At 65.4% G+C, this 25,115-nt stretch carries 32 protein-coding genes and 1 pseudogene; 18 read left to right on the plus strand and 15 right to left on the minus strand.

The annotated features are described in order from the left end of the window. Window positions 1-9 precede the first annotated feature (9 nt). Window positions 10-2,073, plus strand: a complete 2,064-nt coding sequence (locus H5V43_RS08605; RefSeq protein ID WP_099185647.1) for a glycoside hydrolase family 65 protein — start codon at window positions 10-12, stop codon at window positions 2,071-2,073. On the opposite strand, the gene H5V43_RS08610 is transcribed toward H5V43_RS08605, so the two are convergent. Then, window positions 2,055-3,041, minus strand: a complete 987-nt coding sequence (locus tag H5V43_RS08610; RefSeq protein WP_025550119.1) for a DMT family transporter — start codon at window positions 3,039-3,041, stop codon at window positions 2,055-2,057. The two genes, H5V43_RS08605 and H5V43_RS08610, sit on opposite strands and share 19 nt — an antisense overlap. Beyond that, on the minus strand, window positions 3,041-3,922 hold the full coding sequence (locus H5V43_RS08615; RefSeq protein ID WP_025550120.1) for an SDR family oxidoreductase: 882 nt from the start codon (window positions 3,920-3,922) through the stop codon (window positions 3,041-3,043). Before H5V43_RS08615 ends, H5V43_RS08610 begins: the two co-directional genes overlap by 1 nt. A gap of 240 nt (window positions 3,923-4,162) precedes the next feature. Between H5V43_RS08615 and H5V43_RS08620 the strand changes: the two genes are divergently transcribed. Together H5V43_RS08620 and H5V43_RS08625 are read left to right on the plus strand one after the other, a co-directional pair. Next, entirely contained in the window at window positions 4,163-4,558 is a 396-nt protein-coding gene (locus tag H5V43_RS08620; RefSeq protein WP_025550121.1) for a DUF6766 family protein, read from the plus strand. Between the two features lie 137 nt (window positions 4,559-4,695). After that, entirely contained in the window at window positions 4,696-5,733 is a 1,038-nt protein-coding gene (locus tag H5V43_RS08625; RefSeq protein WP_025550122.1) for a PAS domain S-box protein, read from the plus strand. 6 nt (window positions 5,734-5,739) lie between these two features. On the opposite strand, the gene H5V43_RS08630 is transcribed toward H5V43_RS08625, so the two are convergent. Continuing rightward, window positions 5,740-6,150, minus strand: a complete 411-nt coding sequence (locus H5V43_RS08630; RefSeq protein WP_025550123.1) for a low affinity iron permease family protein — start codon at window positions 6,148-6,150, stop codon at window positions 5,740-5,742. A 208-nt stretch (window positions 6,151-6,358) separates the two neighbouring features. Here H5V43_RS08630 and H5V43_RS08635 point away from each other — a divergent pair, with 208 nt between their 5' ends. Together H5V43_RS08635 and H5V43_RS08640 are read left to right on the plus strand one after the other, a co-directional pair. Beyond that, entirely contained in the window at window positions 6,359-7,267 is a 909-nt protein-coding gene (locus H5V43_RS08635; protein WP_099185646.1) for a dimethylarginine dimethylaminohydrolase family protein, read from the plus strand. Window positions 7,268-7,401: 134 nt separating this feature from the next. Beyond that, a complete protein-coding gene (locus tag H5V43_RS08640) occupies window positions 7,402-7,581 on the plus strand; it encodes a hypothetical protein (protein ID WP_025550126.1) in 180 nt (59 codons plus the stop codon). Between the two features lie 156 nt (window positions 7,582-7,737). On the opposite strand, the gene H5V43_RS08645 is transcribed toward H5V43_RS08640, so the two are convergent. After that, entirely contained in the window at window positions 7,738-8,379 is a 642-nt protein-coding gene (locus H5V43_RS08645; protein WP_025550127.1) for a DUF4142 domain-containing protein, read from the minus strand. Then, window positions 8,376-8,600 carry a hypothetical protein gene (locus tag H5V43_RS08650; protein ID WP_025550128.1) on the minus strand — a complete coding sequence of 75 codons (225 nt, stop codon included), beginning with the start codon at window positions 8,598-8,600 and terminating at the stop codon, window positions 8,376-8,378. The genes H5V43_RS08645 and H5V43_RS08650 overlap by 4 nt, the downstream gene beginning before the upstream one ends. Before the next feature lie 227 nt (window positions 8,601-8,827). Between H5V43_RS08650 and H5V43_RS08655 the strand changes: the two genes are divergently transcribed. Beyond that, window positions 8,828-9,016 (plus strand): hypothetical protein, encoded by a 189-nt coding sequence (locus H5V43_RS08655; RefSeq protein WP_025550129.1) that lies wholly within the window; start codon window positions 8,828-8,830, stop codon window positions 9,014-9,016. 16 nt (window positions 9,017-9,032) lie between these two features. Continuing rightward, a complete protein-coding gene (locus H5V43_RS08660) occupies window positions 9,033-9,254 on the plus strand; it encodes a hypothetical protein (protein WP_025550130.1) in 222 nt (73 codons plus the stop codon). Window positions 9,255-9,414: 160 nt separating this feature from the next. Here the strand turns inward: H5V43_RS08660 and H5V43_RS08665 are convergent, their stop codons facing one another. Then, window positions 9,415-10,659 carry an NADH-quinone oxidoreductase subunit D gene (locus H5V43_RS08665; protein ID WP_099185968.1) on the minus strand — a complete coding sequence of 415 codons (1,245 nt, stop codon included), beginning with the start codon at window positions 10,657-10,659 and terminating at the stop codon, window positions 9,415-9,417. Window positions 10,660-10,851: 192 nt separating this feature from the next. Next, window positions 10,852-11,043, minus strand: a complete 192-nt coding sequence (locus H5V43_RS08670) for a hypothetical protein (protein ID WP_128830887.1) — start codon at window positions 11,041-11,043, stop codon at window positions 10,852-10,854. 18 nt (window positions 11,044-11,061) lie between these two features. Between H5V43_RS08670 and H5V43_RS08675 the strand changes: the two genes are divergently transcribed. Beyond that, window positions 11,062-11,244: a hypothetical protein gene (locus tag H5V43_RS08675; protein ID WP_025552051.1), complete on the plus strand. Its 183-nt coding sequence runs from the start codon at window positions 11,062-11,064 to the stop codon at window positions 11,242-11,244. 6 nt (window positions 11,245-11,250) lie between these two features. On the opposite strand, the gene H5V43_RS08680 is transcribed toward H5V43_RS08675, so the two are convergent. Genes H5V43_RS08680 through H5V43_RS08695 form a run of 4 tightly spaced genes read right to left on the minus strand, consistent with a single transcriptional unit; the run spans window position 11,251 to window position 13,803 of the window. Then, entirely contained in the window at window positions 11,251-12,018 is a 768-nt protein-coding gene (locus H5V43_RS08680) for a ZIP family metal transporter (protein WP_025552050.1), read from the minus strand. Then, window positions 12,015-12,527, minus strand: a complete 513-nt coding sequence (locus tag H5V43_RS08685; protein ID WP_025552049.1) for a ferritin-like domain-containing protein — start codon at window positions 12,525-12,527, stop codon at window positions 12,015-12,017. Before H5V43_RS08685 ends, H5V43_RS08680 begins: the two co-directional genes overlap by 4 nt. Before the next feature lies 1 nt (window position 12,528). Next, window positions 12,529-13,500, minus strand: coding sequence for a manganese catalase family protein (locus H5V43_RS08690; RefSeq protein ID WP_025552048.1), 972 nt, complete (start codon window positions 13,498-13,500; stop codon window positions 12,529-12,531). A gap of 12 nt (window positions 13,501-13,512) precedes the next feature. Next, entirely contained in the window at window positions 13,513-13,803 is a 291-nt protein-coding gene (locus H5V43_RS08695; RefSeq protein ID WP_025552046.1) for a hypothetical protein, read from the minus strand. 388 nt (window positions 13,804-14,191) lie between these two features. Here H5V43_RS08695 and H5V43_RS08700 point away from each other — a divergent pair, with 388 nt between their 5' ends. The 3 genes and pseudogenes from H5V43_RS08700 to H5V43_RS23900 all read left to right on the plus strand — a co-directional run. Beyond that, window positions 14,192-14,698, plus strand: coding sequence for a hypothetical protein (locus tag H5V43_RS08700; protein WP_025552045.1), 507 nt, complete (start codon window positions 14,192-14,194; stop codon window positions 14,696-14,698). 114 nt (window positions 14,699-14,812) lie between these two features. Beyond that, a complete protein-coding gene (locus H5V43_RS08705; protein ID WP_099185644.1) occupies window positions 14,813-17,053 on the plus strand; it encodes a CheR family methyltransferase in 2,241 nt (746 codons plus the stop codon). Between the two features lie 11 nt (window positions 17,054-17,064). Beyond that, window positions 17,065-17,544, plus strand: a pseudogene (locus H5V43_RS23900) (chemotaxis protein CheB); the annotation flags it as partial. A gap of 91 nt (window positions 17,545-17,635) precedes the next feature. Here H5V43_RS23900 and H5V43_RS23470 read toward each other — a convergent pair. Then, entirely contained in the window at window positions 17,636-18,643 is a 1,008-nt protein-coding gene (locus H5V43_RS23470; protein WP_025547538.1) for a chemotaxis protein CheB, read from the minus strand. 119 nt (window positions 18,644-18,762) lie between these two features. Here H5V43_RS23470 and H5V43_RS08715 point away from each other — a divergent pair, with 119 nt between their 5' ends. Then, entirely contained in the window at window positions 18,763-20,538 is a 1,776-nt protein-coding gene (locus H5V43_RS08715; RefSeq protein WP_025547540.1) for a sensor histidine kinase, read from the plus strand. After that, complete coding sequence (locus tag H5V43_RS08720; RefSeq protein WP_044662694.1) at window positions 20,535-20,903, plus strand: response regulator; 369 nt, start codon at window positions 20,535-20,537, stop codon at window positions 20,901-20,903. The genes H5V43_RS08715 and H5V43_RS08720 overlap by 4 nt, the downstream gene beginning before the upstream one ends. 24 nt (window positions 20,904-20,927) lie before the next feature. On the opposite strand, the gene H5V43_RS08725 is transcribed toward H5V43_RS08720, so the two are convergent. Continuing rightward, window positions 20,928-21,110: a hypothetical protein gene (locus H5V43_RS08725; protein WP_025547543.1), complete on the minus strand. Its 183-nt coding sequence runs from the start codon at window positions 21,108-21,110 to the stop codon at window positions 20,928-20,930. A 51-nt stretch (window positions 21,111-21,161) separates the two neighbouring features. Next, a complete protein-coding gene (locus H5V43_RS08730; RefSeq protein WP_025547545.1) occupies window positions 21,162-21,857 on the minus strand; it encodes a CDP-alcohol phosphatidyltransferase family protein in 696 nt (231 codons plus the stop codon). Window positions 21,858-22,258: 401 nt separating this feature from the next. On the opposite strand from H5V43_RS08730, the gene H5V43_RS08735 reads away from it, so the two are divergent. The 3 genes from H5V43_RS08735 to H5V43_RS08745 are packed head-to-tail and all read left to right on the plus strand — an operon-like array spanning window position 22,259 to window position 22,886. After that, window positions 22,259-22,474, plus strand: coding sequence for a hypothetical protein (locus H5V43_RS08735; protein WP_025547547.1), 216 nt, complete (start codon window positions 22,259-22,261; stop codon window positions 22,472-22,474). Further along, the gene (locus tag H5V43_RS08740; RefSeq protein ID WP_025547548.1) at window positions 22,471-22,713 is read left to right on the plus strand and encodes a hypothetical protein; all 243 of its coding nucleotides are present in this window, start codon (window positions 22,471-22,473) and stop codon (window positions 22,711-22,713) included. The genes H5V43_RS08735 and H5V43_RS08740 overlap by 4 nt, the downstream gene beginning before the upstream one ends. A 2-nt stretch (window positions 22,714-22,715) precedes the next feature. Further along, window positions 22,716-22,886 (plus strand): hypothetical protein, encoded by a 171-nt coding sequence (locus H5V43_RS08745; protein WP_162195972.1) that lies wholly within the window; start codon window positions 22,716-22,718, stop codon window positions 22,884-22,886. A 101-nt stretch (window positions 22,887-22,987) separates the two neighbouring features. Here H5V43_RS08745 and H5V43_RS08750 read toward each other — a convergent pair whose 3' ends face one another. Next, a complete protein-coding gene (locus H5V43_RS08750) occupies window positions 22,988-23,674 on the minus strand; it encodes a spermidine synthase family protein (protein ID WP_373278215.1) in 687 nt (228 codons plus the stop codon). Window positions 23,675-24,154: 480 nt separating this feature from the next. Between H5V43_RS08750 and H5V43_RS08755 the strand changes: the two genes are divergently transcribed. Beyond that, window positions 24,155-24,448 carry a hypothetical protein gene (locus H5V43_RS08755; protein ID WP_128830691.1) on the plus strand — a complete coding sequence of 98 codons (294 nt, stop codon included), beginning with the start codon at window positions 24,155-24,157 and terminating at the stop codon, window positions 24,446-24,448. Between the two features lie 158 nt (window positions 24,449-24,606). Then, window positions 24,607-25,107: a Csu type fimbrial protein gene (locus H5V43_RS08760; RefSeq protein WP_082166166.1), complete on the plus strand. Its 501-nt coding sequence runs from the start codon at window positions 24,607-24,609 to the stop codon at window positions 25,105-25,107. Window positions 25,108-25,115: the final 8 nt, after the last annotated feature.

Consider the following 25,115-nt stretch of genomic DNA (forward strand, 5'->3'; position numbering starts at 1 on the left):
GGCGGGGAGATGACCTCCGCCCCCCTCAATCCGCCGCCCTGTCGCGGCGCCCGCGGCAGCGACCTGCCGGCCTATGTCGGCAACGGCATGATCGGCCTTCGGGTGCGGGAAATCCCCCTGCTGGCGGGTTCCGCGATCCTGAACGGCGTCGTCGGTCCCGATCCGGACAAGGGGATCGAAGCGGCGGTGCCCATTCCCTATCCGCTCGCCGCCGACATCGCGATTGGGGAGGCATGGCTGTCGGACCAGCCCTGGGCCGCCGAAGACCTTCTGCAGAGCTATGACTTCGGCACAGGGGAACTGTTCAGCCAGTTTCTCTTCCGCATCGGGGACGTGGCGCTGACCGTGGAGGTCACGACTTTCGCCAGCCGCAGCGACTGCTCGCTGGTCCTGCAGGAAAGCCGCATCACCGCCGGGCAGGCCTGCTCGATCCGGCTGCGCACGCTGGTCGATTCCCGCCCGGCGCAGGGACGCATGGCCGAAAGGCGCACCGGCGGCCCCTCCGCCGGCGGGGGCGAAGGGTCGCTGCTCTGGGTGCCCGAGGGCGATCTCAGCCATTGCGGCATTGCCTTCCACAGCCGCTGCTCGCTGACGGACGACAGCATGATCGCGCCGAAATTCGGCTCCGGCCCTCTGGTCGCCGAATATCGCGTCGACCTGAGGGCCGGCCAGCCGGTGGAACTGCATCAGATCGCCGCCCTCATCCCCTCCATCGTGCATCACCGGCCAAGGGAGGAGGCGGTCAGACGCGCCAGCCTAGGCGCGCGGCGCGGGCTGGCGCGTCTGCGCGCCCTCAATCGGGAAAGCTGGGCGGAAATCTGGAAGGGCCGCATCGTTGCGCAAGGCGCGGAACCCCGGCATCAGCAACTGATCGACGCCGGCTTCTACTATCTCAACGCCTCGGCCCACCGCTCTTCACCCGCCGCGACATCCATGTTCGGCCTCGCCCATTGGCCGGGCTATCATTATTATTACGGCCATGTGATGTGGGACATCGACGCCTTTTGCGTGCCTCCCCTTCTGCTCCTGCAACCTGGCGCCGCCCGCAGCCTGATCGACTTCCGGGCGCGCCATGTCGAGGCTGCCCGGCGCTATGCCCGGCTGGATGGGAAGCCGGGCATGCGCTTCCCGTGGCAGGCCGCGCCCCTGAGCGGGGAGGAGGCCGCTCCGGACGATGGCCCGGCAGCAGCCTTCGCCGCCCACCTGTCCCTCCACGTCGCCCGCGCCTTTTCCCTGGACGCCGATTGCACGGGCGATCTGCGCTACCTGCGGGACCGGGGTTGGCCGATCATCGCCGGCGTTGCCGACTGGCTGACCGGGAGGCTGCGACGCACCCAGCGCGGCGCAGAGCTGCCCTGCGCCACCGGCCCCGCCGAAGTGCCGGATCCGCCGGACAATGACAGCTTCACCCTGATGACGGCCGCCGACCTGCTGAAGCGCGCGATCCGGATCGGCGCCGGCATCGGCGCCGACATCCCGGCGGCCTGGCAGGACATGCTGGACGCGCTCTACCTGCCGCGCCGGAGCGACGGGGTCATCCCCGCGCATGAAGACTTCCGCATCGACGAGGACAAGGGCGCCACGCCCAGTCCGCTGGCGGGCCTGTTCCCGATGGACTATCCCGCAGGCGAAAGGGAGCGGCAGGCGACGCTGGACTTCTTCCTGTCCCGCTGGCGCGATTATGTGGGATCGCCCATGCTGGCCGCCTTCTATCCCGCCTGGGCGGCCATGGCGGGCGACCGGAAGCTGGCGCTCGACCTGTTCGAGGAGGGCTATGCCGCCTATGATGCGGGACGGTTCCACCAATGCCTGGAATATCGCGTCGACCATCCGGACTCGGCCGTGCCCGCCGGCCCCTTCCTCGCCAATATCGGCGGCATGCTGATGACGATGCTGTTGGGACTGCCCGGCCTCCGCATCAGCGGCGACAGTCCGGAGGCATGGCCCCACCGCCCCGTGACGCTGCCATCTGGCTGGTCCTCCATCGCCGTCGATCGCCTCTGGGTGCGGGGAAGGCCGATGCGGCTGATCGCGGAACAGGGCAAGGATCGCGCTCAGATCCTGCCGGCATAGCCCGGCCGCCGCAGCAGGCGCCCGCCCCGCAGCCGCAACCGGCCGAGAAATCCTTCCCGCCGCAGCGTATAGGCTCCGCCCGCCGCCACCAGGGCAATGCCCAGCAGCGAAACGCCGTCCGGCAGGGCGCCGAAGGCCAGATAGCCGACCAGCGTGGCGAACAGCACCTGCGCATAGGAGAAGGGCGCCAGGAACGACGCCTCGCACCGCCGGTAGGCCAGGATCAGCAGCAATTGCGCGGCGGCATAGAGCAGGCCCATCAGCGCCGCGGCCGCCACCTCCCCCCGGTCCATGGCCGTGAACCACAAGGGGCTGCCCGAAGTCAGGACCAGCAGTCCCAGACCCGACGACCAGAACAATGTGATCGACAGCGGATCACGGTCCCCGATCCGGCGTGTCACGACGATGCCCAGCGCGCCGCATAGCGCGGAACCCAATGGCAGGAGGGCGGAGGGCGCGAAGGCGCCCGCCCCCGGCCGGACGACGATCAGCACGCCGGCCAGACCCAGCAACATGGCGGTCCAGCGCCTTCGCCGCACGACCTCGCCCAGCAGGGGGACGGACAGCATCGTCACGAAGGCGGGCGTCGCGAAAGATATGGCCGTCGCCTCCGCGACCGGCAACCGCCCCAGGCCCAGCAGGAAGAGGCTGGCGGAAAGCAACAGGCACAAGGCGCGCAGCGATTGCAACCCCGGTTGGCGACTGCGCCACGGCACGCTGCCCGCCCGCACGGCCAGCATGGCGGCAAGCATGAAGAAAAGCAGATAGCGCAGCCAGGCGACCTGAAATCCGGGAAGCGTCTTGCCCAGCCCCTTGGCAAAGACGTCCGAAATGGAAAACAGGAACACCGCGCACAGGATCATCCCGATCGGCCGCCAGGGCGAAGCGGGCCTTTCCGCCGCCGCCTCCACCTGCGGCGGCACGCCGTCAGGGCCGGGCCATCCTACGATGGGCTCGCCGCTGCGCATCAGGTCCAGTTGGCGCTGTCGGCCGCGTCGATGCTCAATGTTCCGCCGCTGACGAAGCGCGCCTCGTCGCTCAGCAGGAAAAGCGCGCCGGCCGCAATGTCCTCCGGCTTGACCCAGGCATAGCCCATCGGCGTCGCATCCCTGCGCGCCTCCAGATAATCGTCGCGCGTCGGATTTTCCTTGTCGGGGACCACCTGACGGAAGCGTTGCTCGCTGGACATCATCGGCGTGTCGACAGGCCCCGGCAGGATCGCGTTCACGGTGATGCCGGCCTTCGCCACCTCCAGCGCGGCGACCTTGGCAAGGCCGATCAGCCCCCATTTGGACGCCACATAGGGGGCGGCGTTGGGCTCGGCATGGCGCGCATCGCCCGAAGCGACGACGATCACGCGCCCGCGCCCGGCTTGGCGCATGCTGCGCAGCGCAGGCGAGAGGATGTTGAACACCCCCAGCAGATTGTTGCGGACCACCGTCTCGAATATCTCCGGGGTAAGGTCGACGATCTCGCCCTCGATCGTCAGGGCGGCATTGGCGATCAGGAAATCCAGCCCGCCGAAGTGCCGCTCGGCCAGCGCCACCAGTTCGCGCGCCAAGGCCGGATCGCCTGCATCGCCGACCTTCCAGACCACCTCCGCACCCAGCGTTTCGCAGATGCGCTGGGTCTCCGTCAGGTCGGCGCGGGATGTCCGGGGATAGGGCGTGCCTTCGGGCAAGCCCTCGCAAATGTCGCAGATCACCAGCCTGCACCCTTCCCGCGCCAGCGCCACGGCGAAGGCCCGCCCGATGCCGCGTCCCGCCCCGGTGATCAGGGCGGATCGCCCGGTGAAGCGGGGGGTGGACGTGACCGGCGGCGCGGCGGGCGGATCGGCGGGGTGGGGCATGACGGCGCTCTCCGGCTCGGGAAGACGACCCATATCGCTTCGGCGTGGCAGGCTGTTCCGGAATGCCGCCCCGAAACGCGCATGGCGATGACCTGGGTTAGCATCTCTCCCGCCCCCCGGATTCCTTCCGGCCCGACCGCATGAGACAAAAGGCGCAAAGGCCAACTTATGTTAGTGATCCCAATCCCTTGCCGGGCGTTTCATCTTCCACGTGGAAGATGATGCAGGGAAGCGGCCTTCATGAAACGATATGCCTATGGATGGATCACGGCGATATTCTTCCTGGTTTCCATCGTCGGTCACTGGGCGTTCGGATGGCTCGCCTATGTGGACGACGCGCGACAACATGGGCAGGCCGCCGAATTCGCGCAATATGCCGTGGAAATGGGCCGCGACACTTTCGAGAACTGGCAATCGGAATTTCTGCAACTGATCTGGCAGGTCGTCGGCCTTGCCTATTTCCTCTATGTCGGCTCCCCCGCGTCGAAGGAGAATGATGATCGGATGGAGGCCAAGATCGACGCGCTGCTGAAACTGCAAGGCGGGGAGAAGGCGGATGCGCTGATCGCGGAACTGGACGATCGCTACCTCCGAACCCATGGCCACGCAAAGCCGCACGGCCATTTCACAGGCTGAAGGCCACCCGCCTCACCCGCATCACAGGCACTCCAGGGCGGAGAGCTTAACCTGCTTTAGTGCATGGAGGCCGGGCGCCATTATAAGCGGCCAGTCAACGCCATCGCCCCTGAATGGGGGCACGCAAGGAAGCAGGATTGTCGGATATACCAGCTACAGCCAGGGCGGCAGGCGGTTCGGACGGAAAATCAGAGATCGATGCCGGCGCCTGGCTGGCCGCCATCGTTGAAAATTCCGACGACGCCATTCTGAGCAAGACGCTGGACGGCATCATCACGACATGGAACGGGGGCGCCAGCCGCCTGTTCGGCTATTCCGCCGAGGAAGCGATCGGCAGGCCGGTGACGATCGTCATTCCCGAAGACCGCCTGCATGAGGAAGATCATATCCTCGCGCGCCTGAGGGCGGGAGAGCGGATCGATCATTTCGAGACGGTTCGCCGGCGCAAGGACGGCACGCTCATCGCAATATCGCTGACGGTTTCCCCCGTCCGCAACGCGGCTGGGCAGATATTGGGGGCATCCAAGATCGCGCGCGACATCACGGCGCAGAAACGCGCAGCCGCGCAACAGACCCTGCTGCTCAAGGAGATGCGCCACCGCGTCAAGAACCTCTTCGCGCTGGCCACCGGGCTGGTGGCGCTGAGTGCGCGCGGAGCGAAGGATGTCGGGGAACTGACGCGCGATCTGACGGCGCGGCTGATGGCGCTCGCCGCCGCGCACCAGCTTACCTTGCCCGATGTGGACAATGAGGGGACGGCGGGAACCGCCACGACCCTGTTCTCGCTGCTGGAGGCCATCGTCGCCCCCCATGAACTGGCGGATGAGCGCAAGCGCATATTCGTGAAGGGCACGGACCTGACCATCGGCGGTGGCGCGTTGACGTCGGTTGCGCTGCTGCTGCACGAATTGGCGACCAATGCCGCCAAATATGGCGCGCTCTCGACGCCGGACGGCCGGTTGGACGTCACCGTCAGCATCCAGGATGACGATGCGCTCATCCAGTGGGTGGAATGCGGCGGCCCCACCCTGGACCGGGCGCCGGATCGCGAAGGCTTCGGAACGGCGCTGGAGCAGGCGTCGCTCAGGGGAACGGGCGGCACCCTCGTCCGGTTGTGGAAGGATGCCGGCCTGACGATAGAGATCCGGTTCAGGCTGAGCCGTCTCAGCCAATAGCGGCGCTCAATACCGCTTGAGCAAGCGTTCGACCGTGGGGGCGGCCGACCCTTCGCGGCCCGATTTGTCCTTGATGTCGCGTTCCAGCGCGTCGCGGATGGCGGCGATCTGCGCATCCGTCAGATGTTCGATGCCGACAAATTCCACGCGCGCCCTGTCCAGGGCCCGGATGATCTCGTCCAGTTTCGCCTGCATGGCCGCGCCGTCGCGGTTCTGGCTGTTCTGGATCAGGAAGACGGCGAGGAAGGTCAGCACCGTCGTGGCGGTGTTCACGATCAACTGCCAGGTATCGGAGAAATGGAGAAAGGGCCCTGACACAGCCCAGAGGAGGATCAGCAAGGTGGATATGATGAAGGCCTGGGGCTGTCCCATGAGGCGTGCACTGCTGGTGGCGATGTTGGTGAAAATTCGATCCATTATTTTGCGCCTGCGACAATATGGCCCCCATTGCAAAGAATAGGTGCGAACCGAACCGCCGACATTAACTTATGATAGTGCCCGTAAGCCGTCGATTTTCCGGGCAGGAGCGGCGCAATGCTTCGACAGTCGCGGGAAGATTGCCGGGATACAGTCGCAAGGCGGATGCGTTGAACGCGAAGGAAGCAAGGCGGCACGGAGCGCAGGCATGAAACTGGACTGGCACGGCGAAGACGGCGGAGCAGGCGCCACCATCATCCGCGATTTTTTCGTGGAAGGGGAAAGCGACAGGCTGACCGACGTGCTGCTTTGCGCGCCTTCCCATCTGGAGCCGGTTCCCTGCTGTTCGGTGACGCGCGAAAGCCTGCGCAAGGGACTGGCGGTTTCGGTCGACAAGGCCGAACGGCAACATCGCGCCCTGCGCGGGGCATTGGCCGATCATCAGGTGCGGTGCCATCTTTTGCCGGCGCATGCCGATCTGCCGGACCTCTGCTTCACCCGCGATACGGGCGTGGCGACGCCCTGGGGCCTTGTCGCGTTGAATCCCGCCATGCCGCACCGCGCGCGGGAAGCGGACCATGTGGCGCAGGCCTTGTCCCGCCTGGGCGCCCGCCCCGTCCGGCGCATCCGCGAAGGCAGGATCGAGGGCGGCGACATCTGCCTGGCGCGGCGCGGGCTGCTGATCCTGGGCATATCCGGCGAGCGGACGGACGAGGCGGGCGCCCATGCCTTTGCGGAGCCCTTTGCCGCCAATGGCTGGGACATTCTCCGCTACCCCTTCGATCCGCATTTCCTCCATTTAGACACGCAATTCTGCATGCTCGACGCCCATCATGCACTGGCCTGCGTCGACGTTCTCGACGATGCCTTCCTCGCAGCCGTCGAGGCGCGCGGCATCACGCTGCTGCCCGTTTCCTACAAGGAGGCGCGTGGCCTGGGCTGCAATATCCTCTCCATCGACAGCCGGACGATCCTGATGGGCGCAGGGCATGACGACGTCGCCGCCCGGATCAGCGCGGCGGGATTTCAAGGCGTCGCGCTGGACGTGTCGCAATTCGCCGCCTGTGGAGGCGGCATCCATTGCATGACCATGCCCCTTCGGCGGACGGCCTGCTAGGCGGGCGCGATAAGCCCCAGACGGTCTTTCCCGAAGTCGTTCATCTGGGTTAGCGCCAGCGCATGAAAGGGGCCGGCGTCCGGAACGCCGCAAGCGCCGCTCCGTTGATCCTTCGATCATATCAGGAGGCAGGAATGGCGCAAAAAGGTGCAGGCGGAAATCCGGGCGCGGTCACAAAGAAGGGCGGCGATGGCGCTCATGGAAGCACCGGCACGGGCCGCGGCGGCGGCAATAACGCGCGCGGCAGCGGCAGCGCCAGTTCCGGCAAGAAGAAGGAAGACGGGAAAACGGCCAGCGGAAAGGGCGACCGCTAGAGCCAACCGACATTCAGCCCTGACGGCCTGCAAATGAATGCTTTTGCGTTTCCGGCGCCGGGGGTACAGCGGCGCCGGTCGGAATCCAGTTCGCGCCGGTAGAAACAGGCGATTGCCCTCGGCATTCCGGCCGTGCCATCCGGGCATTTCCGCAGGTCATTGCCCGGCCGGAACCGGCCTGGCGGTCGGACCGAAGCTGGCGTCCAGCGCCTCCGCCTCCCTGCGATGCGCCGCGATCACCGGGACCATCTCCCCGGCCATCTTCTTCAACGCGGGATAATCGCCCCGCCGGGCATAGCTGCTCTGCAGGTTGAAGGCCTCCAGATGCGCCGCCGCCTGCTGGCCGACATAGACGCTGTCGAATTCCCGGTCGCCCGAACCGTTGAGGGCCCCCAGCATCGCCCGGCGGCGCGCATCGATATTCTGCGGGATGGCGATGTTGACCGGATTGTCCGCAACGAAGCGCCTGAGCCGCTCGCTGCTCTTCTGGTGGTCGGAGACCATCTTCCGCGCAAAGGCCTTCACCTCGGGCGCGCGGGCACGCACCATGGCGATCTTGCCCGCCTCTATCTCATACATGTCGCCGATCGCGGCCTGCGGAATGTAGAAGGTGGTGGTCACCGCCTCGTCAGGGCGGGAGACGCCCTCGGGCTTCGGCCCTTCATAATGCTTGGCCACCGTGGCGCTGCCATTGGCCGGTCCCCGTTCGGACGCGCCATCGGTCTGGTTGCAGGCGGAAAGGGCCAGCATGGCGAGGCAGGCGGGCAGTCCCGGCCGGAACGAACGGCCGCCGGTCATGGCTGCGTTCCATTGCCGGCCGCGCCCGGAGCGCCGATGCCGGGCATGGCGTTCGCGCCACCCATGTCGCCAGCGGCATTGATCGCCTCCTGCTGGTTCGTTCCGCCGGGCACCCTGCCATTCTCATTCTGCGCGGCGGGGCTGCAGGCGCAAAGCAGGGCGGAGGACGCCATCAGGATCAGGGCGGTCGATATGGGGCGGGGCATGCTGGGACAGAGCATGAGGTTCTCCTTCTGCGGGGCTGCTGCGGCGACAACGCCCGGCAGGCCGAAGGGCAGCGTCCGTGCGATAACCCTATGTTAGCGCGGGCGCGCTTTTCCCCTTTTGCGGCGCGGCCATCCGCCGACCCGGGAACCCCCTGCCGACGGGCCGCGTATAGAGGCTTTCCCCCATCCCGTGCGCCGCCATCCTGACGATGGAGCGCGACACATCGCGATCGGAGACGGCCATGTCGGTGACAGGTTTGACGGCGATCATCGTCCTCGTGGCGGCCGCGCTTCTGGGCGTCGTGCTCTACGGTCTGCACAGGGGCCGGTTGAGCCGGGGCGGCGCGCTCGCGGCGGCGATCCTCATATTGGCGGCCGCCTCCGTCATCCTGGTCTATCCGTCGGTTCTGACGACGACGCACATGAGCTGAAGAGGAGAGAGACACCATGACGATCGAGGATGAAGCCCTGACCGACGGAGACATCGCCACCGCCGGCGTCCAATGGGTGGCCGCGCTGGTCGGCAGGTTGGTGGAAAAGGGCCTGATCACCACCCAGGACGCGCAGAGCATCGCGTCGGAGGCGCGCGAACAGTGCAGGGCGGAGGGCGTGGCCAAGGCCGCCCGCGTCATCGCCGCCCTGTCGGAAGAGGGCGAACTGCGCGGCTGAACCGGCCGGTTCCCGCCTAGAGCCAATCGACATTCAGATGATGACGAGCCGAAAATGGTGGTTTTCCGTGACCCGGAGCGCAGCCTACTCAAAGTAGGTGAGCACCGGAAGCACGGAAAAGCGTCATTTGCAGGCCGTCAGGGCTGAATGTCGATTGGCTCTAGCGGTCGATCTCTCCGAACACGATGTCCAGCGATCCCAATATCGCCGTCACATCGGCCAGCATATGGCCGCGCGTCAGGAAATCCATCGCCTGAAGATGGCTGAACCCGGTCGGCCTGATCTTGCAGCGATAGGGGGCGTCCGTGCCGTCGGCGACCAGATAGACGCCGAATTCTCCCTTGGGGCTTTCGGTCGCGACATAGACTTCCCCGGCCGGAACGTGGAAACCCTCGCTGTAGAGTTTGAAATGATGGATGAGCGCTTCCATCGACCGCTTCATCTCGGCCCGTCGCGGCGGCACCACCTTGTTGTTGTCGCTCGACACGCGTCCGCCGGGCATGACGTTCAGGCACTGGCGCATGATGCGGGCGGATTGCCGCACCTCCTCCACGCGCACCAGCAGCCGGTCGTAGCAATCGCCCCGGCTGCCCACCGGTATGTCGAAATCCATCCGGTCATAGACGTCATAGGGCTGGCTCCGGCGCAAGTCCCACGGTACGCCGCAGGCGCGCAGCATCGGCCCTGAAAAGCCCCAGCGCAGCGCATCCTCCTTTGAAACCGCGCTGATGTCGACATTGCGCGCCTTGAAGATCGGGTTGTCGATGGCAAGGCCGACGGCATCTTCGAACATGGTGGAATAATGGTCCAGCCATGCCCCTATGTCGTCGAGCAGCTTTTCCGGCACGTCCACGCGCACCCCGCCCGGCCGGAACCAGGCCGCATGCATCCGCGCGCCCGATGCCCGCTCGTAAAAGCCCATGAGCTGTTCCCGAAGCTCAAGCAGCCAGAGATTGGGGGTCATCGCCCCGACATCCATGATATGTGCGCCCACGGAGAGCAAATGATTCTTGATCCGCGTCATTTCCGCGAACAATACCCGCAGATATTGGCCGCGCATGGGAACTTCCAGATTGAGCAGCTTCTCTATCGCCAGAACGAAGCTATGCTCCTGACAAAGGGGAGATACATAGTCGAGGCGATCGAAATAGGGGAGCGCCTGCAAATAGGTCTTATATTCTATCAGCTTTTCCGTGCCGCGATGCAGCAGGCCGAGATGCGGGTCGACCCGCTCCACCACTTCCCCATCCAGTTCCAGCACCAGTCGAAGCACGCCATGGGCCGACGGATGCTGCGGTCCGAAATTGATCGTGTAATTGTGGATGGCGGTGTCGCCGGGCGTCGGCTCCTCTCCTGCTATGGGATGAGCGAAATTCCGGGTTGCGCTGGTCGGTTCGCGGGCCATCATGTCCTTCCATCCGCCCCGTTCAATGGCAGGAGCGGCGCATCGGTAAGAGGGGGCGGCCTGCGGATGATCACGGGCGAGCCGGACGATGAGGAGAAGAGTAGAGCGGAACCGCCCCGACCGCATCGGAATGGACGCTGATCCATCTTAGCGCGGAATCGCCTTTGCCGGAACGCAGAAACACGTCCTTTCCTATGTTAGCGCAACCCATGAAATGGGGAAGAAATCGCCTCCGGATTCATCTGTGTTGGTGACATCTTCCTTCATCGGCGCTTCTTCATCGGAAGATTTTCGACAAAACAGCATGGCAAGGCGCAGCATGATCAACAAGGATGAACGACGGCGCAGGCTGGTCGCGAAACACCCGATTCCCGGCATGATCAAGTCGGGCAGGCAGGCGGCATGATCATCATAGCCATCGTCGCGGCGGTCGCGCTGGCGGGATTGACCGGCATCCTCGTCGCGCTGCGTCGTCGCCGGGTCGGGGCGTCCATGGCCATGCTGATGCTCATCGTCCTGCTGGCCGTTTGCGGCATGGCGCTTCTCTATCCCGCAGCGCTCACGCTGCGGTCGCCGGGCCGCTGAACGCCCTCAACCGAGCGCGACGTCGAGGCAGGTCATCACCGCAAGGCCGATCAGCAGGCTTCCCTGGGCGGCATGCCCGTCCTCGCCAAGTTCAGGGGCGATCTGGCTCATCACGACGCTGATCATCGCCCCCGCCGCAAGGCACAGGGCGATCGGCAACAGCATGGCGAAGCGATGCACCAGCGTCGCGCCCAGCGCGCCGAACACCGGTTCCACCAGTCCCGATGCCAGCGCCCCGGCAAAGGCCAGGAACGGCGGATAGCGCAACGCCAACGCGCTGCCCACGGCGAAACCTTCGGGTATGTTCTGGATTCCGATGCCCAGGGCCGTGGCATAGCCCTCTCCCCCCGCATCCCGCGCGAAGCTGACGCCGACCGCCAGCCCCTCCGGCGCGTTATGCAGCGTGATCGCCGCGACCAGCAGCCAAATGCGATGGCCCGTCCGGTCCAGCCCCTCCTCGCTGGTGAAACGCTCGACGGAAAAGCGACCGAGGACCAGCAGCAGCGCCCCGCCGACCAGTACCGCCACGGCAATCATGGCCGCCGCCGGCCAGGAGCCGATGCCCTGCCGGTCCAATATACCGATGGCGGGCACGATCAGAGAGAAGAAGGAAGCGGCGAGCATCACGCCCGCCGCAAATCCCAGCATCACGCCCTGACAGCGCGCCGCCGACCGGCCGATGCCCAATATGGGCAATCCGCCCAAGCCGGTCGCCGCGCCTGCCAGCAGGCTTGCAATCGTGCCGGCCAGAACCGGCGACAGGTCGATGCTCAATGGCTGGCCTGCTCTCCCCGGCTGCGCAGCGCGAGGAACCTGTCGATCACCCTGGGCAGCATCTCGTCCAGGAAGGTGGCCATCGCCAGTTCTTCGCGCAGGCTTTCCTCCAGCACGGGAATGGCCGCTTCGAACCCGCCCGCCTTGGCCATGGCGATCAGGGCCTTGTAGGCCGCCGCCTCATAATTTTCGAACGCATAGTTGGCGAGGCTGTTCTTGATGACCTCGTCCGGCGCCAGCGCGTGGGACAGCGCAGCAACGCTTCCCCCGAACTTCAGCGCCGCGTCCTTGATGGCCGACGGACTGTCGCCCAGCGCGTCCAATATGCCCTCCAGCCGTTCTATCTGGCGTTCGGTTTCGCCCCTGTGGCTGCGAAGCCGCGCCTCGACCTCGGTATATTGGGCGAGATGCTCGATCTGCCGGTCCATGATGCCCAGCGCCTGATGCTCGACGGCATGGGCGTCGCGCAGACCGACGATGAACATGTGCCGGACGGTGTCCTGGTCCATCTCACTCCCCGTCGGACGGGAGGGGGCTCTTGGCGGCGGCCTGCGACCGGGCGTCGGCCATGTCGCTCGCCCCGCCCAGATCCTCGTCGCTCAACTTGCCCGCGCCTGGCCCGCCGCCCAGGTCCGCGCCTGTCACCGGATTGGCGTTGGGATCGGACTGCAGCCGGCCGGTCATGGCCGCGAAATCCTGCATCTCCTGCTCGCGGAGCGTGACCGAGGCCTGGCCGTCGCCGCCATCGACCGGCAGCTTGCCCTCGACATCGTCCAGCCGTTCCCATTGCTCGCCCGTATTCCAGGGGCCGACCGCATCGCCCTCCCCCTGGGAGGCGTTGACATAGAGGTTGGCATAGGGAGCAAGGCCGGGCAGCTTGCCGGCGGGGAAATTGTCCTTGATCGAATAGAGCGCCTTCTCGAAGCTCTTCTGGTGCGAAACCTCCCGCGTCATCAGGAAACCCAGCGCATCCTTGACGCCCGGATCGTCGGTGATGTTGATCAGCCGTTCGTAGATGATCTTGGCCCTGCTTTCCGCCGCGATGTTGGACCGCAGGTCGCAGGTCGGGTCGCCGCGGCTGTCGACATAGGCGGCCGTCCATGGAACGCCCGAACTGTTGGTGAGCGAAGGCCCGCCGCCATAGAGGATCGACTGGGTATGGCTGTTGCCGCCCGCATTCAGCGACATGTAGAGTTCCGCCTCCTCCATCGACGCTTCGGTCAAGGCCGACTTCGCGCCCTTGTTCAGCATGGCGACGATCGATCCGATCACTTCCAGGTGACTGAGTTCCTCGGTCGCAATGTCCAGCAGCATGTCCTTCCGGCCGGGATCGTCCTCGGCAAGGCCCTGGGTGAAATAGCGCATGGCCGCCGCCAGTTCTCCGTCCGGTCCGCCAAATTGTTCCAGAAGAAGCGAAGCGAGCGCAGGATTGGTTTCCGAAACCCTGACCGTATATTGAAGCCGCTTGTTATGCATGAACATGGAATGGTCTCCTCAGACTCCGCCGCCGGATGAAAATATGTCGGGATGATGGGTGCGGGCGCTGGCCCCGCCGGGTTTGAATTCGCCGTGCAGGATATGGCGGACGCAGGCCAGCACACCCCCGGCGATCAGAACCATCGCTCCGGCGCCCAGCACCGCCGCCATGACCGCCTCCCGCCGAAGCGGCGCGCCGGTCAGCCAGACATGAAGCAGGATGCACAGGGCCGCGATCCCCGCCGCCTCTATGGCCGCACCGACGAGCAATCTTGCCGTTGCCCTGGCGCTTCTATTTACCCTGCTCATGATTGCTCCCACATCGAACAAGGACAGTTAAGCCTCACCGGGAGCAAGCGTTCCGCGATCCGCGATGGAACGCTAATGCAGTTTACAGCGAACCGATCTACGATATTTCCGCCGGAAAACTTCGACTGCGATCCAGAACCATTCCGGATCGACAATCATGGCGGCCCGTATCATGAAAGTATCGGAAGCAGAAGCCTGGAAACTTCCGTCCCCACCCGGCAGGATTTCCGATGAAGGACCGGCATCCGGGCTCCGGCTGCGCTTCCGGTGGCGAACGCCGCGCCATGGAAAAGACCGTCCGAAGCTGATCCAGTTTATCGTCCCGCGCGGATCGCCCCTCCACCCGATGCGTTGCTTTGGAAAGCGGATATTTTCAGGAAGACGCGCGATGAACGACCGCAATGCATTTCTGCAAGGGCAAGGATCGCCCATCAGGGACGACGCGGCGCCGCCCGAACAGGGCTGGCGCGGCGAACGCGCCGCCGACGAACCGGCTGGAAAAGGTCCAAGGCGGCGCCGGATCACAGGCGTGAAGGCGGAGGTGGAGGACATATCCGGCACCGCCTTCGTCGAGGCGGGCGGCGCGGACATGGCGTCCACCCACGACGACGGCGACAGCGACGGCGAAGACAGGCGCATGCAGCCGCGGCAGGAAGGCGGCAGGCGCGCCCATCCGGACGGGGTCAGCGATCTCGACATGTCCGCCGCGAGTCCCGGCGGGGAAAGCGCCGGCGCCCCCTATCCGCACGGGCGCAGGAAATCGAAAAACGACTTCGGCAGCCGCATGGGCCATGGCGGGCAGACGGAGATCGGCTATCACGGCACCGGCCATCTGGGCGGCCGCAAGGTGGGCGAGGACGACAATCGCAACGGCGTCGCTGAAACGGACGATTGACCCTGTTGCGGCCCGGCAACCCGTTGATATTTCGGCTTTGCAAGCAAGCGGCATGGACGGCGGCGCCATTCGGGCATAGCAAGGGCAATCCTGTTGCGGAGCCGAAAGAGTTCAATGGTCGAAAGAGCTGCCCCCGATCCCGAGTTCGAAGCCCTGCTGCGCCACATTCAGGAGAGTCGGGGACTGGACTTCCGCGGCTACAAGCGCACCAGCCTGCGGCGGCGCATCTCCCTGCGGATGGAGGCGGTCGGCGCGGAGGATTTCGCCGCCTACCGTACCTGCCTGGAGGCGCAGCCCAGCGAATATGAGGAACTGCTGAACACCGTCCTGATCAACGTCACCTCCTTCTTCCGCGACGAGGATGCGTGGAACGTGATCCGCGACGAGGTGATCCCGGAAATCCTCAAAAATGCGGAGGACGACCGCGCGATCCGGGTCTGGAGCGTGGGCTGCGCCAGCGGCGAGGAACCCTATTCCATCGCCATGCTGCTGGCCGAGGCGATGGGCATGGCCGACTTCTGCCGGCGCGTGAAGATATATGCGACAGATCTGGACGAGGAAGCGCTGAAGGTGGCGCGGGTCGCCACCTATTCGCCCCGGGAGGTCGAGAGCGTGCCCGGCCATCTGCTCGAAAAATATTTCGAGCGTACCAGCAATCATTATGTGTTCGAGCGGGAATTGCGCAAATGCGTGATCTTCGGCCGCCACAATGTCGTGCATGACGCGCCCATCTCGCGCATCGACCTGCTCACCTGCCGCAACCTGCTGATCTATCTGGAGGCCGAAACCCAGTCGATCGTGCTGCCGCGCCTGCATTATGCGCTGAACCCCGACGGTTTCCTGTTCCTGGGCAAGGCGGAAACGCAGCTTGCGCGATCCTCGCTGTTCCGGCCCGTCGACATGAAGCACCGCATCTTCGCCAAGGTGCCCCAGGAATGGCGCCGCCCCCTGAACGGCAGCTTCACCGCCAACCGCCCGACCCGGCTCGACATGCCCCTGCCCGACGTCCACCTGCTGGAAGCCGTGATCGACGAGGTCGGCACCGCCCTGCTGGTGATCGACGACAGCGGCGCGGTGGCGCTCGCCAATCTACCGGCCCGCAACCTGCTGGGCGTGGGCGAGGCCGATCTTGGCCGGCCGTTCCAGGACCTGCCCATTTCCTACCGTCCCATAGAATTGCGCGGCCCCATAGATGAGGCGTTCCGCGGCCGCAGGGGCCTGCGGCTGGAGGACCAGGAATATCGGCTCAACCAGACGGAGGTGATGCGGCTCACCATCGACGTCCGCCCGCTCCAGCGCGCGGACGGCAGCGTGCATGCCATCCTGCTCGCCTTCCACGACCATACCGGCATTCACGGCTTGCGGCGGGAACTGGAGGCGGCGCAGGAAAATCTCGAACAGTCGATCGAGGAACTCCAGTCCGCCAATGAAGAGCTGGAAACCACAAATGAGGAGCTTCAGTCCACCAATGAGGAGCTGGAGACCACCAATGAGGAACTCCAGTCCACCAATGAGGAACTGGAAACGCTGAACGAGGAAGCCCGCTCCTCCAATGAGGAAATGGAGTCGGTCAACGAGGAACTGCGCATACAGGCCGAACAGGCCGCGGGGTACCGCCTCCATCTGGAATCGGTGCTGCGCTCGATGAATGCGGGCATCGTCGTGCTCGACCCGCGCCATTTCATCCAGAGCTGGAACCGCTGGAGCGAAAACAGCTGGGGCCTGCGCGCGGAGGAGGTGCTCGGCACCAGTTTCGACAGGCTGGACATCGGCCTGCCCGTCCAACAGTTGCGCGACAGCATGATCGCGGTCCAGTCGGGGTCGGAGGAGCAGACCGAGCGCCAGCTCGAGGGGCTGGACCGACGCGGACGCCGCATCATCTGCCGGATACGCATTACCGGCCTGATGGACGAAATCGGCGCAAATCACGGGCTGGTGCTCGTCTTCCAGGACATTACCGACGAACGCAACAGCGAGGATTACACCCGTTATCTTGGCCGCGTGCTGGGCGGCGCGGCCAATCAGATCTACTTTCTGGACCCCGATAATCTGCGCTTCCTGCTGGTGAACGACAGCGCGCAGAAGAAGCTGGGCTTCAACGCCCACCAGCTTTCGCGCATGGCCCTGCCCGACCTGCTGCCGGACATATCCGCCGACGACCTGCACGCCATCCTCGCCCCGCTGCTGGGCGGCGAACTGCCGGAGCTGCCCCTCCAGACGGCGATGCGGTTCGGCGAAGGCGGCAGTCTGCCCGTCGACCTGCGCCTGCAATATTTTTCCGAAGAAACGCCGCCCATCCTCGTCGCCATGGTATATGACAGGAGCGAGCGCGAACTGTCCGCCGCGCTCGAATAGAAAGGCGGCACATGGCCGGCCATGACATCATCGTCGTCGGCGCCTCCACTGGCGGCGTCGATGCGCTCGTCCGGCTGGTGGCGCAGCTTCCCGCCGGGATGGACGCGGCCATGCTCATCGTACTGCATGTCGGCACCGGCGTCAGCCGGCTCGCGGACATATTGAACCGCGCTGGCAAGCTGCCCGCCGGCCAGCCCGCCGATGGCGAGGAGATACTAGCCGGGCATATCTATGTCGCCCCGCCCGACCTGCACATGACGGTGGAGGGCGGCCGCGTCAGGCTGGCCCATGGCGACAAGGAGAATTTCAGCAGGCCCGCCATCGACCCGCTGTTCCGATCCTCCGCCGCCGCCTACGGCCCGCGCGTCGTCGGCATCGTGCTGACCGGGAAGCTGCAGGACGGTTCGGCGGGTCTGCTGGCGATCAAGCAGGGCGGCGGCATCGCGATCGTGCAGGACCCGGCGGAGGCGGTCGCTCCTTCCATGCCGCAACGGGCCATCGCCTGCGCGCCGGTGGACCATGTCTGCCCCCTTGCAGAGATGAGCGCGCTGCTGCTCCATTACGGCCGGCCGCCGGACGGGCTCAACCCTCCGCTTCGTTCGACGCCTTGCGCAGGCTCGTCATCGCCTCTTCCAGCACCTCGATCATATGCCCGCTTTCCCGCGAAGCTTCCGTCCAGCGCCGGACCGCATGCGCCAGGCCCCGTTTCTCCGCACTGTCCTGCATCTGTGCGAACAGCCGGATGCGATCCCGATGCGTCCGCACCGCAATCGCCAGCGCCCGCTCCAGTTCGTCATTCTGCGCCGCCGCCAGTCCCAGCGGCGTGAAGGCATGGCCGACCTGGCAGCGGAAGCGGACTTCATCCTCGGTCTCGATATGGTTCAGCACGCCCCCGCAATCGGGGCAGGACAGGTGGCTGGGCTCACCCGGCGTGACGATCTGCGGTTCGGCCACGGCAAACTCCTGTGCGGCAATGAGGTCCTCGATCAGATATTCCTCGGGCAGGGGTATGGTCGGCCCCGCTTCCTCCCGCACCAGCCGCGCGAGCAGGTCGGGCATATGGTCCAGGGCAAGCGCATGGTCGACATGATCGCGCTTCAGCGCATTGCACGGCATGGACGGCCATTCCGCGTCGGCGGGGTCCTGCACGACCGAAAGCCCGCCGGCCGCCTTGACCGCGATCAGCCCATCGGTCCCGTCGTCCAGCAGGCCGGTCAGCACGATGCCGGTCACGCGCCCGCCATAATGGATCGCCGCCGATCGGAACAGGGCGTTCACCGCCGGCCGCGTGCGGTTCTCATAGGGACCGCGCCGCATCAATATCCTGCCGGGACGCAGCAGCAGATGCATGTCGGGCGCGCACACATAGATGCGCCCCGGCTCGATCGCCTGTCCGTCCACCGGGGACAGAGCAGGCAAGGGCCCGGCCCTGTCGAGCAATTGCGGCAGCACGCTGCGCGCCGAAGGCGAAAGATGCTGGGCGATGAACAGCGAGGCGCGAAGATCGGCGGGCAGCGCGGCACAGAGCCGGCGCAGGGCATCCACTCCCCCGGCCGATGCCCCGATCACGATAATGTCCCTGCTGGGCATGCTGCGCTTCTCCAGGGAGGCAACGAAGCGTGCCGACAAAAAGGTTCAGACGGAACCAACTTATTTTAGACCCAATTCCCCCGCGGGCGCGTTATCAGGGTGACGCAACAGGGAAAATCATGGGCAACAAGGCTGAAGCTCCGGGGCAGATCAGCGCCAGGCTGCTCGACGAGGTCGAACAGTTGCGCACGTCCCTCGAATCCTCGCTGGAGGAGAATGCGCGCCTGATGGAGGATCGCGACCGGCTGAGCCGCCGCGTGACCCAATTGTCGCAGGACCTTCAGGCCGCCCGCTCGGCGCCGCCGCCGGCGCCCCCTTCCCTGCCGTCCGTCGAACAGGGGCAGGCCAAAGAGGAGCTGCGCGTCGCCTTCGAGGAATTGCAGGTCCTGACGGAGGAACTGGAGGTCGCCAACAGCAGCCTGCAACAGGCCAATCACGAACTGGACAGCCGCGTCGAGGAACGCACTCGCCAGATCCAGGAGATCAACGACACGTTGCGCGCGACCGAGGACTCCCTGCGCACGATCGCGGACCTCGTGCCCGACCTCCTCTGGCGCAGCGACGCCACCGGCCATGCCAACTGGTTCAACCAGCGCTGGTGCGACTATACCGGCTGGGATGAGGAGGAACTGAAGGAAGAAGGCTGGGCCAATGCGCTGCATCCGCTGGACCGCGCCTCCTCCCTCGCGGCCTGGGCGCAGGCGATGGCGGCGGGCACCGTCTATCAGGAGCAGCATCGCATTCGCGACGCGCAGGGCGATTATCGCTGGTTCCTGATCCGCGCCGAACCGATGCGCGACGCGAACGGCACGATCCTCGCCTGGTTCGCCGCCGCCACCGACATGCATGAGCAGCGCACCGCCATGGAGGCGCTTCAACGCAGCGAGTTGCGGTTCCGCACGCTGATCGAGGGCATGCCCCAGCTCGTCTGGCGCGCCGTGGACAGCGGCCAGTGGACCTGGTCCAGCCCGCAATGGAGCGCCTTCACCGGCCAGAGCGAGAAGGCCAGCCGGTCGCTCGGCTGGCTGGAGATGCTCCATCCCGACGACCGGGACCATGCCATGGCGGCATGGACCCGGGCGCAACAGACCGGCAGCCTGGAGATCGAAGGACGGATATTCAACGCGCAGGACCGGCGCTACCGCCATTTCCGTACCCGCGGCGTGCCCGTGCGCTCCAGCGAGAGCAGCTTGCTCGAATGGCTGGGAACGTCGACCGATGTCGACGACATCGTCCAGTTGCAGGCGCATCAGGAAGTGCTGGTGGGGGAACTTCAGCACCGCACGCGCAACCTGATGGCGGTGGTCCAGTCGGTCACGGCGCGCACGCTGAAGGGCAGCCATTCGCTCGATCATTTCGCCCAGTGCATCGGGGACCGATTCGATGCGCTGGCCCGCGTCCAGGGACTGCTATCCCGTCGCAAGGGCGGGCTGCGGGTCACGTTCGACGCGCTGCTGCGCGAGGAACTGTCCGCCCATGTCCCGCTGGATGCAGACGGCAGGGGAGAGCATGTGACGCTTACCGGGCCGGCCGGCATATCGCTGAAATCGGCGACGGTTCAGACGCTCGCGCTCGCCCTGCACGAACTGGCGACCAACGCGGTGAAATATGGCGCGCTGTCGCAACCCGCCGGCCGGCTGGAGGTCCGCTGGGACATCCGCAGGCCCGCGCCGGGCGAATGCCGGCTGTTCGTCGACTGGCGCGAGCGCGGCGTGTCCGAACTGCCCGCCCCCGGTGCGGAGCCGAAGGGCGGCGGCTATGGTCGGGAACTGATCGAACGCGCCTTGCCCTATCAGCTCAATGCGCAAACCAGCTACGCCGTGGAAACCGACGGCGTTCATTGCACGATCGACGTGCGCGTCCCCTCTGAGGATAGTGAAGGCGGTGTAAGATGACGGAAGCTGCGCTGCAGGATTGCCGCATATTGATCGCAGAGGATGAATATCTCATCGCCGCCGATATTGCCGAGGCCCTGGAACAGGACAATGCCGTGATCCTGGGGCCGGTGCCGCGCGTCGCGGACGCGCTATCCCTGATCGGGTCCGGAACGCGGATCGACCTGGCCGTGCTCGACGTCAATCTGTGCGGCGACATGGCGTTTCCCGTCGCCGACGCGCTGGTGGAACAGCGCATCCCCTTCGCCTTCGCCACGGGCTATGACGGATGGACCATCCCCGCCCGCTTCGCGGACGTGCCGCGCCTGGTGAAGCCGTTCAGGCCCGACCGCTTGCGCAGCGCGCTGAAATCGCTTCTGCCCTAGGGCAGATGCCGATGATCGGCTGCTTCAGAGATCGGGCGGCAACAGGTCCTGGTCGGCGTCCAGACGCCGGTCTATCTCCTCGCCCAATCGGTCGAGCTGATCGAAGGACGCCCCGACCACCAGGATCGAACCGTCCTCCAGCGTCAGGCGCAACCGATAGCTTTCGCCGTCGGCCTCTATGGCGAAATGGGCGAGGCGCACGGTCATGACTGTCTCCCGATGATGAGCGCCCCCGCACCGATCCGGGGCGCCGCCGCCTCATTTGGAAGCATGGCGATGCGCCGTTTCCGCCAGAGCGAGCCTTCTGCCCGTGACCAGGGTCTGGCCGATGAAAAGAAGGATCAGGATCGAACCGGCCGTCCCGACGAAGAGGTCGAAGCCCGACCAGCGCCCGAACAGACCCGGACCGGACCCCAGCACCATCATCATGACCGTCAGTCCGATCAGCAGCAGCCTGAGTTCGGTCGGCCCGGCGGAAAGATAGGAAAGCTTCAATTCCCCCAATACCCGCGCGGACAGAAAGGCATGGATCGACAGCAGCAGATAACCCGCCAGCGCGATCAGCGCGACATCCATCGTCACGAACGGGCTGAGGCCGATCCCGGCAAGGATGAGCAGCGTCGCCAGCCCATCGCAGCTATGATCGATGAAATAACCGTAGGACGGTCGCTCGATCCGCCGATAGCGCGCCAGGCTGCCGTCCATGGAGTCACCGAACCACTGCACCGCATAGCCCGCAATCGCCAACAGCAGCCAGGCCGGCGCGACGTTGCTGGCGGCATAGCCGGCGAATATCATCAGCGCGCCGACCATTCCAGTCGCCGTCAACCGGTCCGGCGTGACCCAAGCGGGCATCCGGCCGCACAGCCAGCCAAGCAACCGCCGCTCGTTCGCGGCAAGCCAGTTCTGCTGGATACGGGAGAGCGATGGGGGAGATGGGGGCTGGATCGTCATGGGGCCTTGGATAACAGTCTGGAACAACGGGAGCGCCGCAGCGCCGTCATATTCGCGGCATCAGCCGCTCCGTCCGAAGACGCACCGTCCCGGAAGGATCGGCACGACGACCGATACGACCGGCGCGACCTGAAAGGAAAGACAATCTTCCTGCACGACATGCTCCCTCTGCGCGGGAGCACGCAAGTCTCTCTGTCGGATCGTGCGAAGCGGAAATCCGATGACTGCTGGTAGCATCCTCTGCATGACCCGAACAGAAGTTTTTGGAACTTGCACGACTTTCGCGCGAGACGGGAGCGGCCCCTTGTGCTACGGTTCCTTTATTGCGCGAAATTTGCCGCAAGCATTCGCCGTGACAGAGAGACCATCGTGCTCCCGCTTGCCAGCCGAGGAGCCTCGTCATGGAAGACCTGAACTATCTGCTCAAGCGCGAACAGGAAGAACTGCTGCGCGCCCGGACGGCGCACAGTCCGGAGGCCGGCCGCGTCCACGAACGGCTCGCGCAGGGATATGCGACGCGAATCCGCCATCACCCCCATCCCTATCGTTCCAGGCGGGCGGACGGTTCGACGCCCTTCAACCCCTTTCCCTTCAACGTGGAGGGCGGCGCGGCATGAGCAGGGTCGTCAACGTCCGCGCCACGCCGGACAGCATCAAGACGATGTGCACGAAGCATGCCTTCCGCATATCCGCGCTGGAGGAACTGGTGTCGGGCGGGGCGCGGGTCGTCCTGCTCGATCCGCGGGACGCGGACGCCTTCCGCGTCCTGATGAAGGACAGGCTGATCGAGGGCAGCGTCACGCGATCAGCGTCGCACATGGCCAGACAATGGACGCCGCCGGCACGATGGAAATAGTCATGAGCCAGTTCGATTATCTCGACCGTCGCAGAAAGGCCGAATTGAATCATGCCGATCTGGCCATCTGCCCGGTGGAGCGGACGAGGCATGAAGAGCAGGCAAGGGCCTACGCCAAGATCATCTCCGTTCTGCGCCGGGAAGAGGAAGAGGCGACATCACGCCATCGATAGTGGAATACAGCCCAATATTTGTCCCTGCATGCACCAATATTATATGCTGGGCGAACGACGGTAGAATAAATCCGGCGGAAAATAGGACGACTGAGCCGCTTTCAGCGCGAAGCGGCTGCTTTCCGGATGGCCGGGCCCGGCTTGGCGGCAAACCAGATATTGTGCCAGCGTTCCGTGCTGCCGATATAGGCCGGCAGGACGATCTCATCGACGTCGAAACCCGATTCCTCCAGCCGCCCCGCGAAGCAATCGTCGGAATAGGAGGACCAGACGGACAACAGCCCGCCCGGCCGCAAGGCGTCATAGGCGGCGGAGAGTCCGGCATGCGAATAGAGCCGGTCGTTGCGCGACGTGATGAAACCGTCCGGACCGTTGTCGACATCCAGCAAGATGGCGTCGAAACGATCCGGCCCCTCCATGATGATGTCATAGACGTCGACGACCCGAACGCTGACGCGCGGGTCCGCGAGATTGTCCCTGAACAGATGCGCCAGCGGCCCCTTGGCCCACACCAGTATCTGCGGCACCAGTTCCGCGACCGTCACGAGCGCGTCGCAGGTCCAGGAACCCAGCACGGCGTCCAGCGTGAAGCCCATGCCCAGTCCCCCCACCAGGACATGACCGTCCTTCCTGTCGAGACGCTCGCTCGTCAGCGTGGCCAGCGCCATTTCCGAAACATGGTCCTGACTGCCCATCAACTCGTCGCGACCGAACTGGATGGAATATTCCTTGCCGCATTTGAGCAGGTGCAGCTGGCCGCCGCCGGGAATGTCCGCGACATCCACCATTTCTATCGGCGGGCGGCCTCGCCGGGCGGCGGGGGATTGCCCTTGTCCGATGATCCCGGCCGGCCTGCCCTGCGGCTCATGGCCGGGCGGCCGCTGGCGGTGGGGCCGCTTTGGCGAGGCGTCGTTGCGATCCATGCCGTTCCTGTCGCATTTCAAGATCAATCGCGACGTAAACCAGCATGGCGTCCATTGCGCGGTGACGCCGTGCAATGCCCCGCCTGCCTTCCCTTTGCAAGGCCGCTGCGCATGCGGCCCCGAAGATCGCCGGCGGCCCGTATCGACATTCAGAAGAGGACGAGCCGAAAATGCCGGTTTTTCGTGATCCTCCAATGAGTGACGTGCATCCCTGAATGGCGCGTATTTAAGGCATGGGCAGCGCCGGAAGCGCGAACAGGCGCTATTTGCAGGCTGCCAGGGCTGAATGTCGATACAGGCTAAATGGACGACCTGCCCGGTCGTCTATAGGGAGGAAGGAACGACATGCCCACCCACAGCCCGATGAAATCCGCCACGGCTCTGGCCATGCTTGCACTTGGCTCAACCGGAAGCGTCCATGCCGCCGAAGCGAAGCAGCGCATGGCCGTCGGCGCCGTGGTCGTGGCCCCATGCACCGTGGAGGGCCTGCGGGTGGATTGCATATCCGGCCAGCGCCCCCGGATATACATGGCCGGAAAGGCCACGACTTCGCCCGCTCCCGGCCATGGCGCGGAACCGGCGCACGCGGGGCAAGGCGCATCCCCTGCCGCCACCCGCTATATCGAGGTATCATTTTAACCTAAGCCTTGGAATAATCGGAACAACTTCGCGCCTTCCGCCGTTTCCTCCCTCGCGACGACCGGCATTGGGACAGACATGCTGCAGCCGGTCCCGCGATGCTCATGGAGTGCGCCTATAGCCAGAACAGGGCGCAGGATGCGTTACAGGAGATGCGCATGAAGCGGTATGGCAAAGGCCATCTGGCCGGGCTGCTGATATTCGGAATGGCTTTGCCGGACGCCGCGCAGGCGGCGCAGACGACGACGACATTCCCGGTGACGGCGACCGTCCTCACTGCCTGCGCCGTGACGGCGAACCCCCTCAGCTTCGGAAACTACGATCCCACATCGGCCACGCCGCTCGATGCCACGACCACGCTTTCGGTGCTGTGCACGGTCGGCACGTCCTTCACCGTCGGCCTGAACGCGGGCACGTCGAGCGGCGCCACCGTCACCAGCCGGAAGATGGTCAACGGCGCCAACCTCCTCAACTATGGCCTCTTCCGGGAGACGACGCGCACGAACAATTGGGGCAACACGCCGGGCACCGACACGCCGCCGGCCACCACCGCACCGGTGCTGCCCAGCACGCTCACCGTCTATGGCCGCATCCCGCCAAGCCAGAATGTGCCGGCGGGCGGCTATGCCGATACGGTCACCGTAACCGTCAACTACTGAAGCGCGAA

This window comes from Sphingobium fuliginis, assembly GCF_015074805.1.
Taxonomy (GTDB): Bacteria; Pseudomonadota; Alphaproteobacteria; order Sphingomonadales; family Sphingomonadaceae; genus Sphingobium; species Sphingobium fuliginis.

What these genes read in the sequence shown, in the direction of transcription:
- H5V43_RS08755 (WP_128830691.1), top strand. Translation starts at nt 24,155, where the DNA reads ATGCCCACCCACAGCCCGATGAAATCCGCCACGGCTCTGGCCATGCTT.
- H5V43_RS08730 (WP_025547545.1), bottom strand. Translation starts at nt 21,857, where the DNA reads ATGACGATCCAGCCCCCATCTCCCCCATCGCTCTCCCGTATCCAGCAG.
- H5V43_RS08620 (WP_025550121.1), top strand. Translation starts at nt 4,163, where the DNA reads ATGAAACGATATGCCTATGGATGGATCACGGCGATATTCTTCCTGGTT.
- H5V43_RS08655 (WP_025550129.1), top strand. Translation starts at nt 8,828, where the DNA reads ATGTCGGTGACAGGTTTGACGGCGATCATCGTCCTCGTGGCGGCCGCG.
- H5V43_RS08650 (WP_025550128.1), bottom strand. Translation starts at nt 8,600, where the DNA reads ATGCTCTGTCCCAGCATGCCCCGCCCCATATCGACCGCCCTGATCCTG.
- H5V43_RS08605 (WP_099185647.1), top strand. Translation starts at nt 10, where the DNA reads ATGACCTCCGCCCCCCTCAATCCGCCGCCCTGTCGCGGCGCCCGCGGC.
- H5V43_RS08725 (WP_025547543.1), bottom strand. Translation starts at nt 21,110, where the DNA reads ATGACCGTGCGCCTCGCCCATTTCGCCATAGAGGCCGACGGCGAAAGC.
- H5V43_RS08705 (WP_099185644.1), top strand. Translation starts at nt 14,813, where the DNA reads ATGGTCGAAAGAGCTGCCCCCGATCCCGAGTTCGAAGCCCTGCTGCGC.
- H5V43_RS08715 (WP_025547540.1), top strand. Translation starts at nt 18,763, where the DNA reads ATGGGCAACAAGGCTGAAGCTCCGGGGCAGATCAGCGCCAGGCTGCTC.
- H5V43_RS08640 (WP_025550126.1), top strand. Translation starts at nt 7,402, where the DNA reads ATGGCGCAAAAAGGTGCAGGCGGAAATCCGGGCGCGGTCACAAAGAAG.
- H5V43_RS08760 (WP_082166166.1), top strand. Translation starts at nt 24,607, where the DNA reads ATGAAGCGGTATGGCAAAGGCCATCTGGCCGGGCTGCTGATATTCGGA.
- H5V43_RS08735 (WP_025547547.1), top strand. Translation starts at nt 22,259, where the DNA reads ATGGAAGACCTGAACTATCTGCTCAAGCGCGAACAGGAAGAACTGCTG.
- H5V43_RS08645 (WP_025550127.1), bottom strand. Translation starts at nt 8,379, where the DNA reads ATGACCGGCGGCCGTTCGTTCCGGCCGGGACTGCCCGCCTGCCTCGCC.
- H5V43_RS08660 (WP_025550130.1), top strand. Translation starts at nt 9,033, where the DNA reads ATGACGATCGAGGATGAAGCCCTGACCGACGGAGACATCGCCACCGCC.
- H5V43_RS08750 (WP_373278215.1), bottom strand. Translation starts at nt 23,674, where the DNA reads ATGGTGGATGTCGCGGACATTCCCGGCGGCGGCCAGCTGCACCTGCTC.
- H5V43_RS08630 (WP_025550123.1), bottom strand. Translation starts at nt 6,150, where the DNA reads ATGGATCGAATTTTCACCAACATCGCCACCAGCAGTGCACGCCTCATG.
- H5V43_RS08685 (WP_025552049.1), bottom strand. Translation starts at nt 12,527, where the DNA reads ATGGACCAGGACACCGTCCGGCACATGTTCATCGTCGGTCTGCGCGAC.
- H5V43_RS08665 (WP_099185968.1), bottom strand. Translation starts at nt 10,659, where the DNA reads ATGGCCCGCGAACCGACCAGCGCAACCCGGAATTTCGCTCATCCCATA.
- H5V43_RS23470 (WP_025547538.1), bottom strand. Translation starts at nt 18,643, where the DNA reads ATGCCCAGCAGGGACATTATCGTGATCGGGGCATCGGCCGGGGGAGTG.
- H5V43_RS08615 (WP_025550120.1), bottom strand. Translation starts at nt 3,922, where the DNA reads ATGCCCCACCCCGCCGATCCGCCCGCCGCGCCGCCGGTCACGTCCACC.
- H5V43_RS08690 (WP_025552048.1), bottom strand. Translation starts at nt 13,500, where the DNA reads ATGTTCATGCATAACAAGCGGCTTCAATATACGGTCAGGGTTTCGGAA.
- H5V43_RS08740 (WP_025547548.1), top strand. Translation starts at nt 22,471, where the DNA reads ATGAGCAGGGTCGTCAACGTCCGCGCCACGCCGGACAGCATCAAGACG.
- H5V43_RS08675 (WP_025552051.1), top strand. Translation starts at nt 11,062, where the DNA reads ATGATCATCATAGCCATCGTCGCGGCGGTCGCGCTGGCGGGATTGACC.
- H5V43_RS08635 (WP_099185646.1), top strand. Translation starts at nt 6,359, where the DNA reads ATGAAACTGGACTGGCACGGCGAAGACGGCGGAGCAGGCGCCACCATC.
- H5V43_RS08610 (WP_025550119.1), bottom strand. Translation starts at nt 3,041, where the DNA reads ATGCGCAGCGGCGAGCCCATCGTAGGATGGCCCGGCCCTGACGGCGTG.
- H5V43_RS08700 (WP_025552045.1), top strand. Translation starts at nt 14,192, where the DNA reads ATGAACGACCGCAATGCATTTCTGCAAGGGCAAGGATCGCCCATCAGG.
- H5V43_RS08720 (WP_044662694.1), top strand. Translation starts at nt 20,535, where the DNA reads ATGACGGAAGCTGCGCTGCAGGATTGCCGCATATTGATCGCAGAGGAT.
- H5V43_RS08695 (WP_025552046.1), bottom strand. Translation starts at nt 13,803, where the DNA reads ATGAGCAGGGTAAATAGAAGCGCCAGGGCAACGGCAAGATTGCTCGTC.
- H5V43_RS08745 (WP_162195972.1), top strand. Translation starts at nt 22,716, where the DNA reads ATGAGCCAGTTCGATTATCTCGACCGTCGCAGAAAGGCCGAATTGAAT.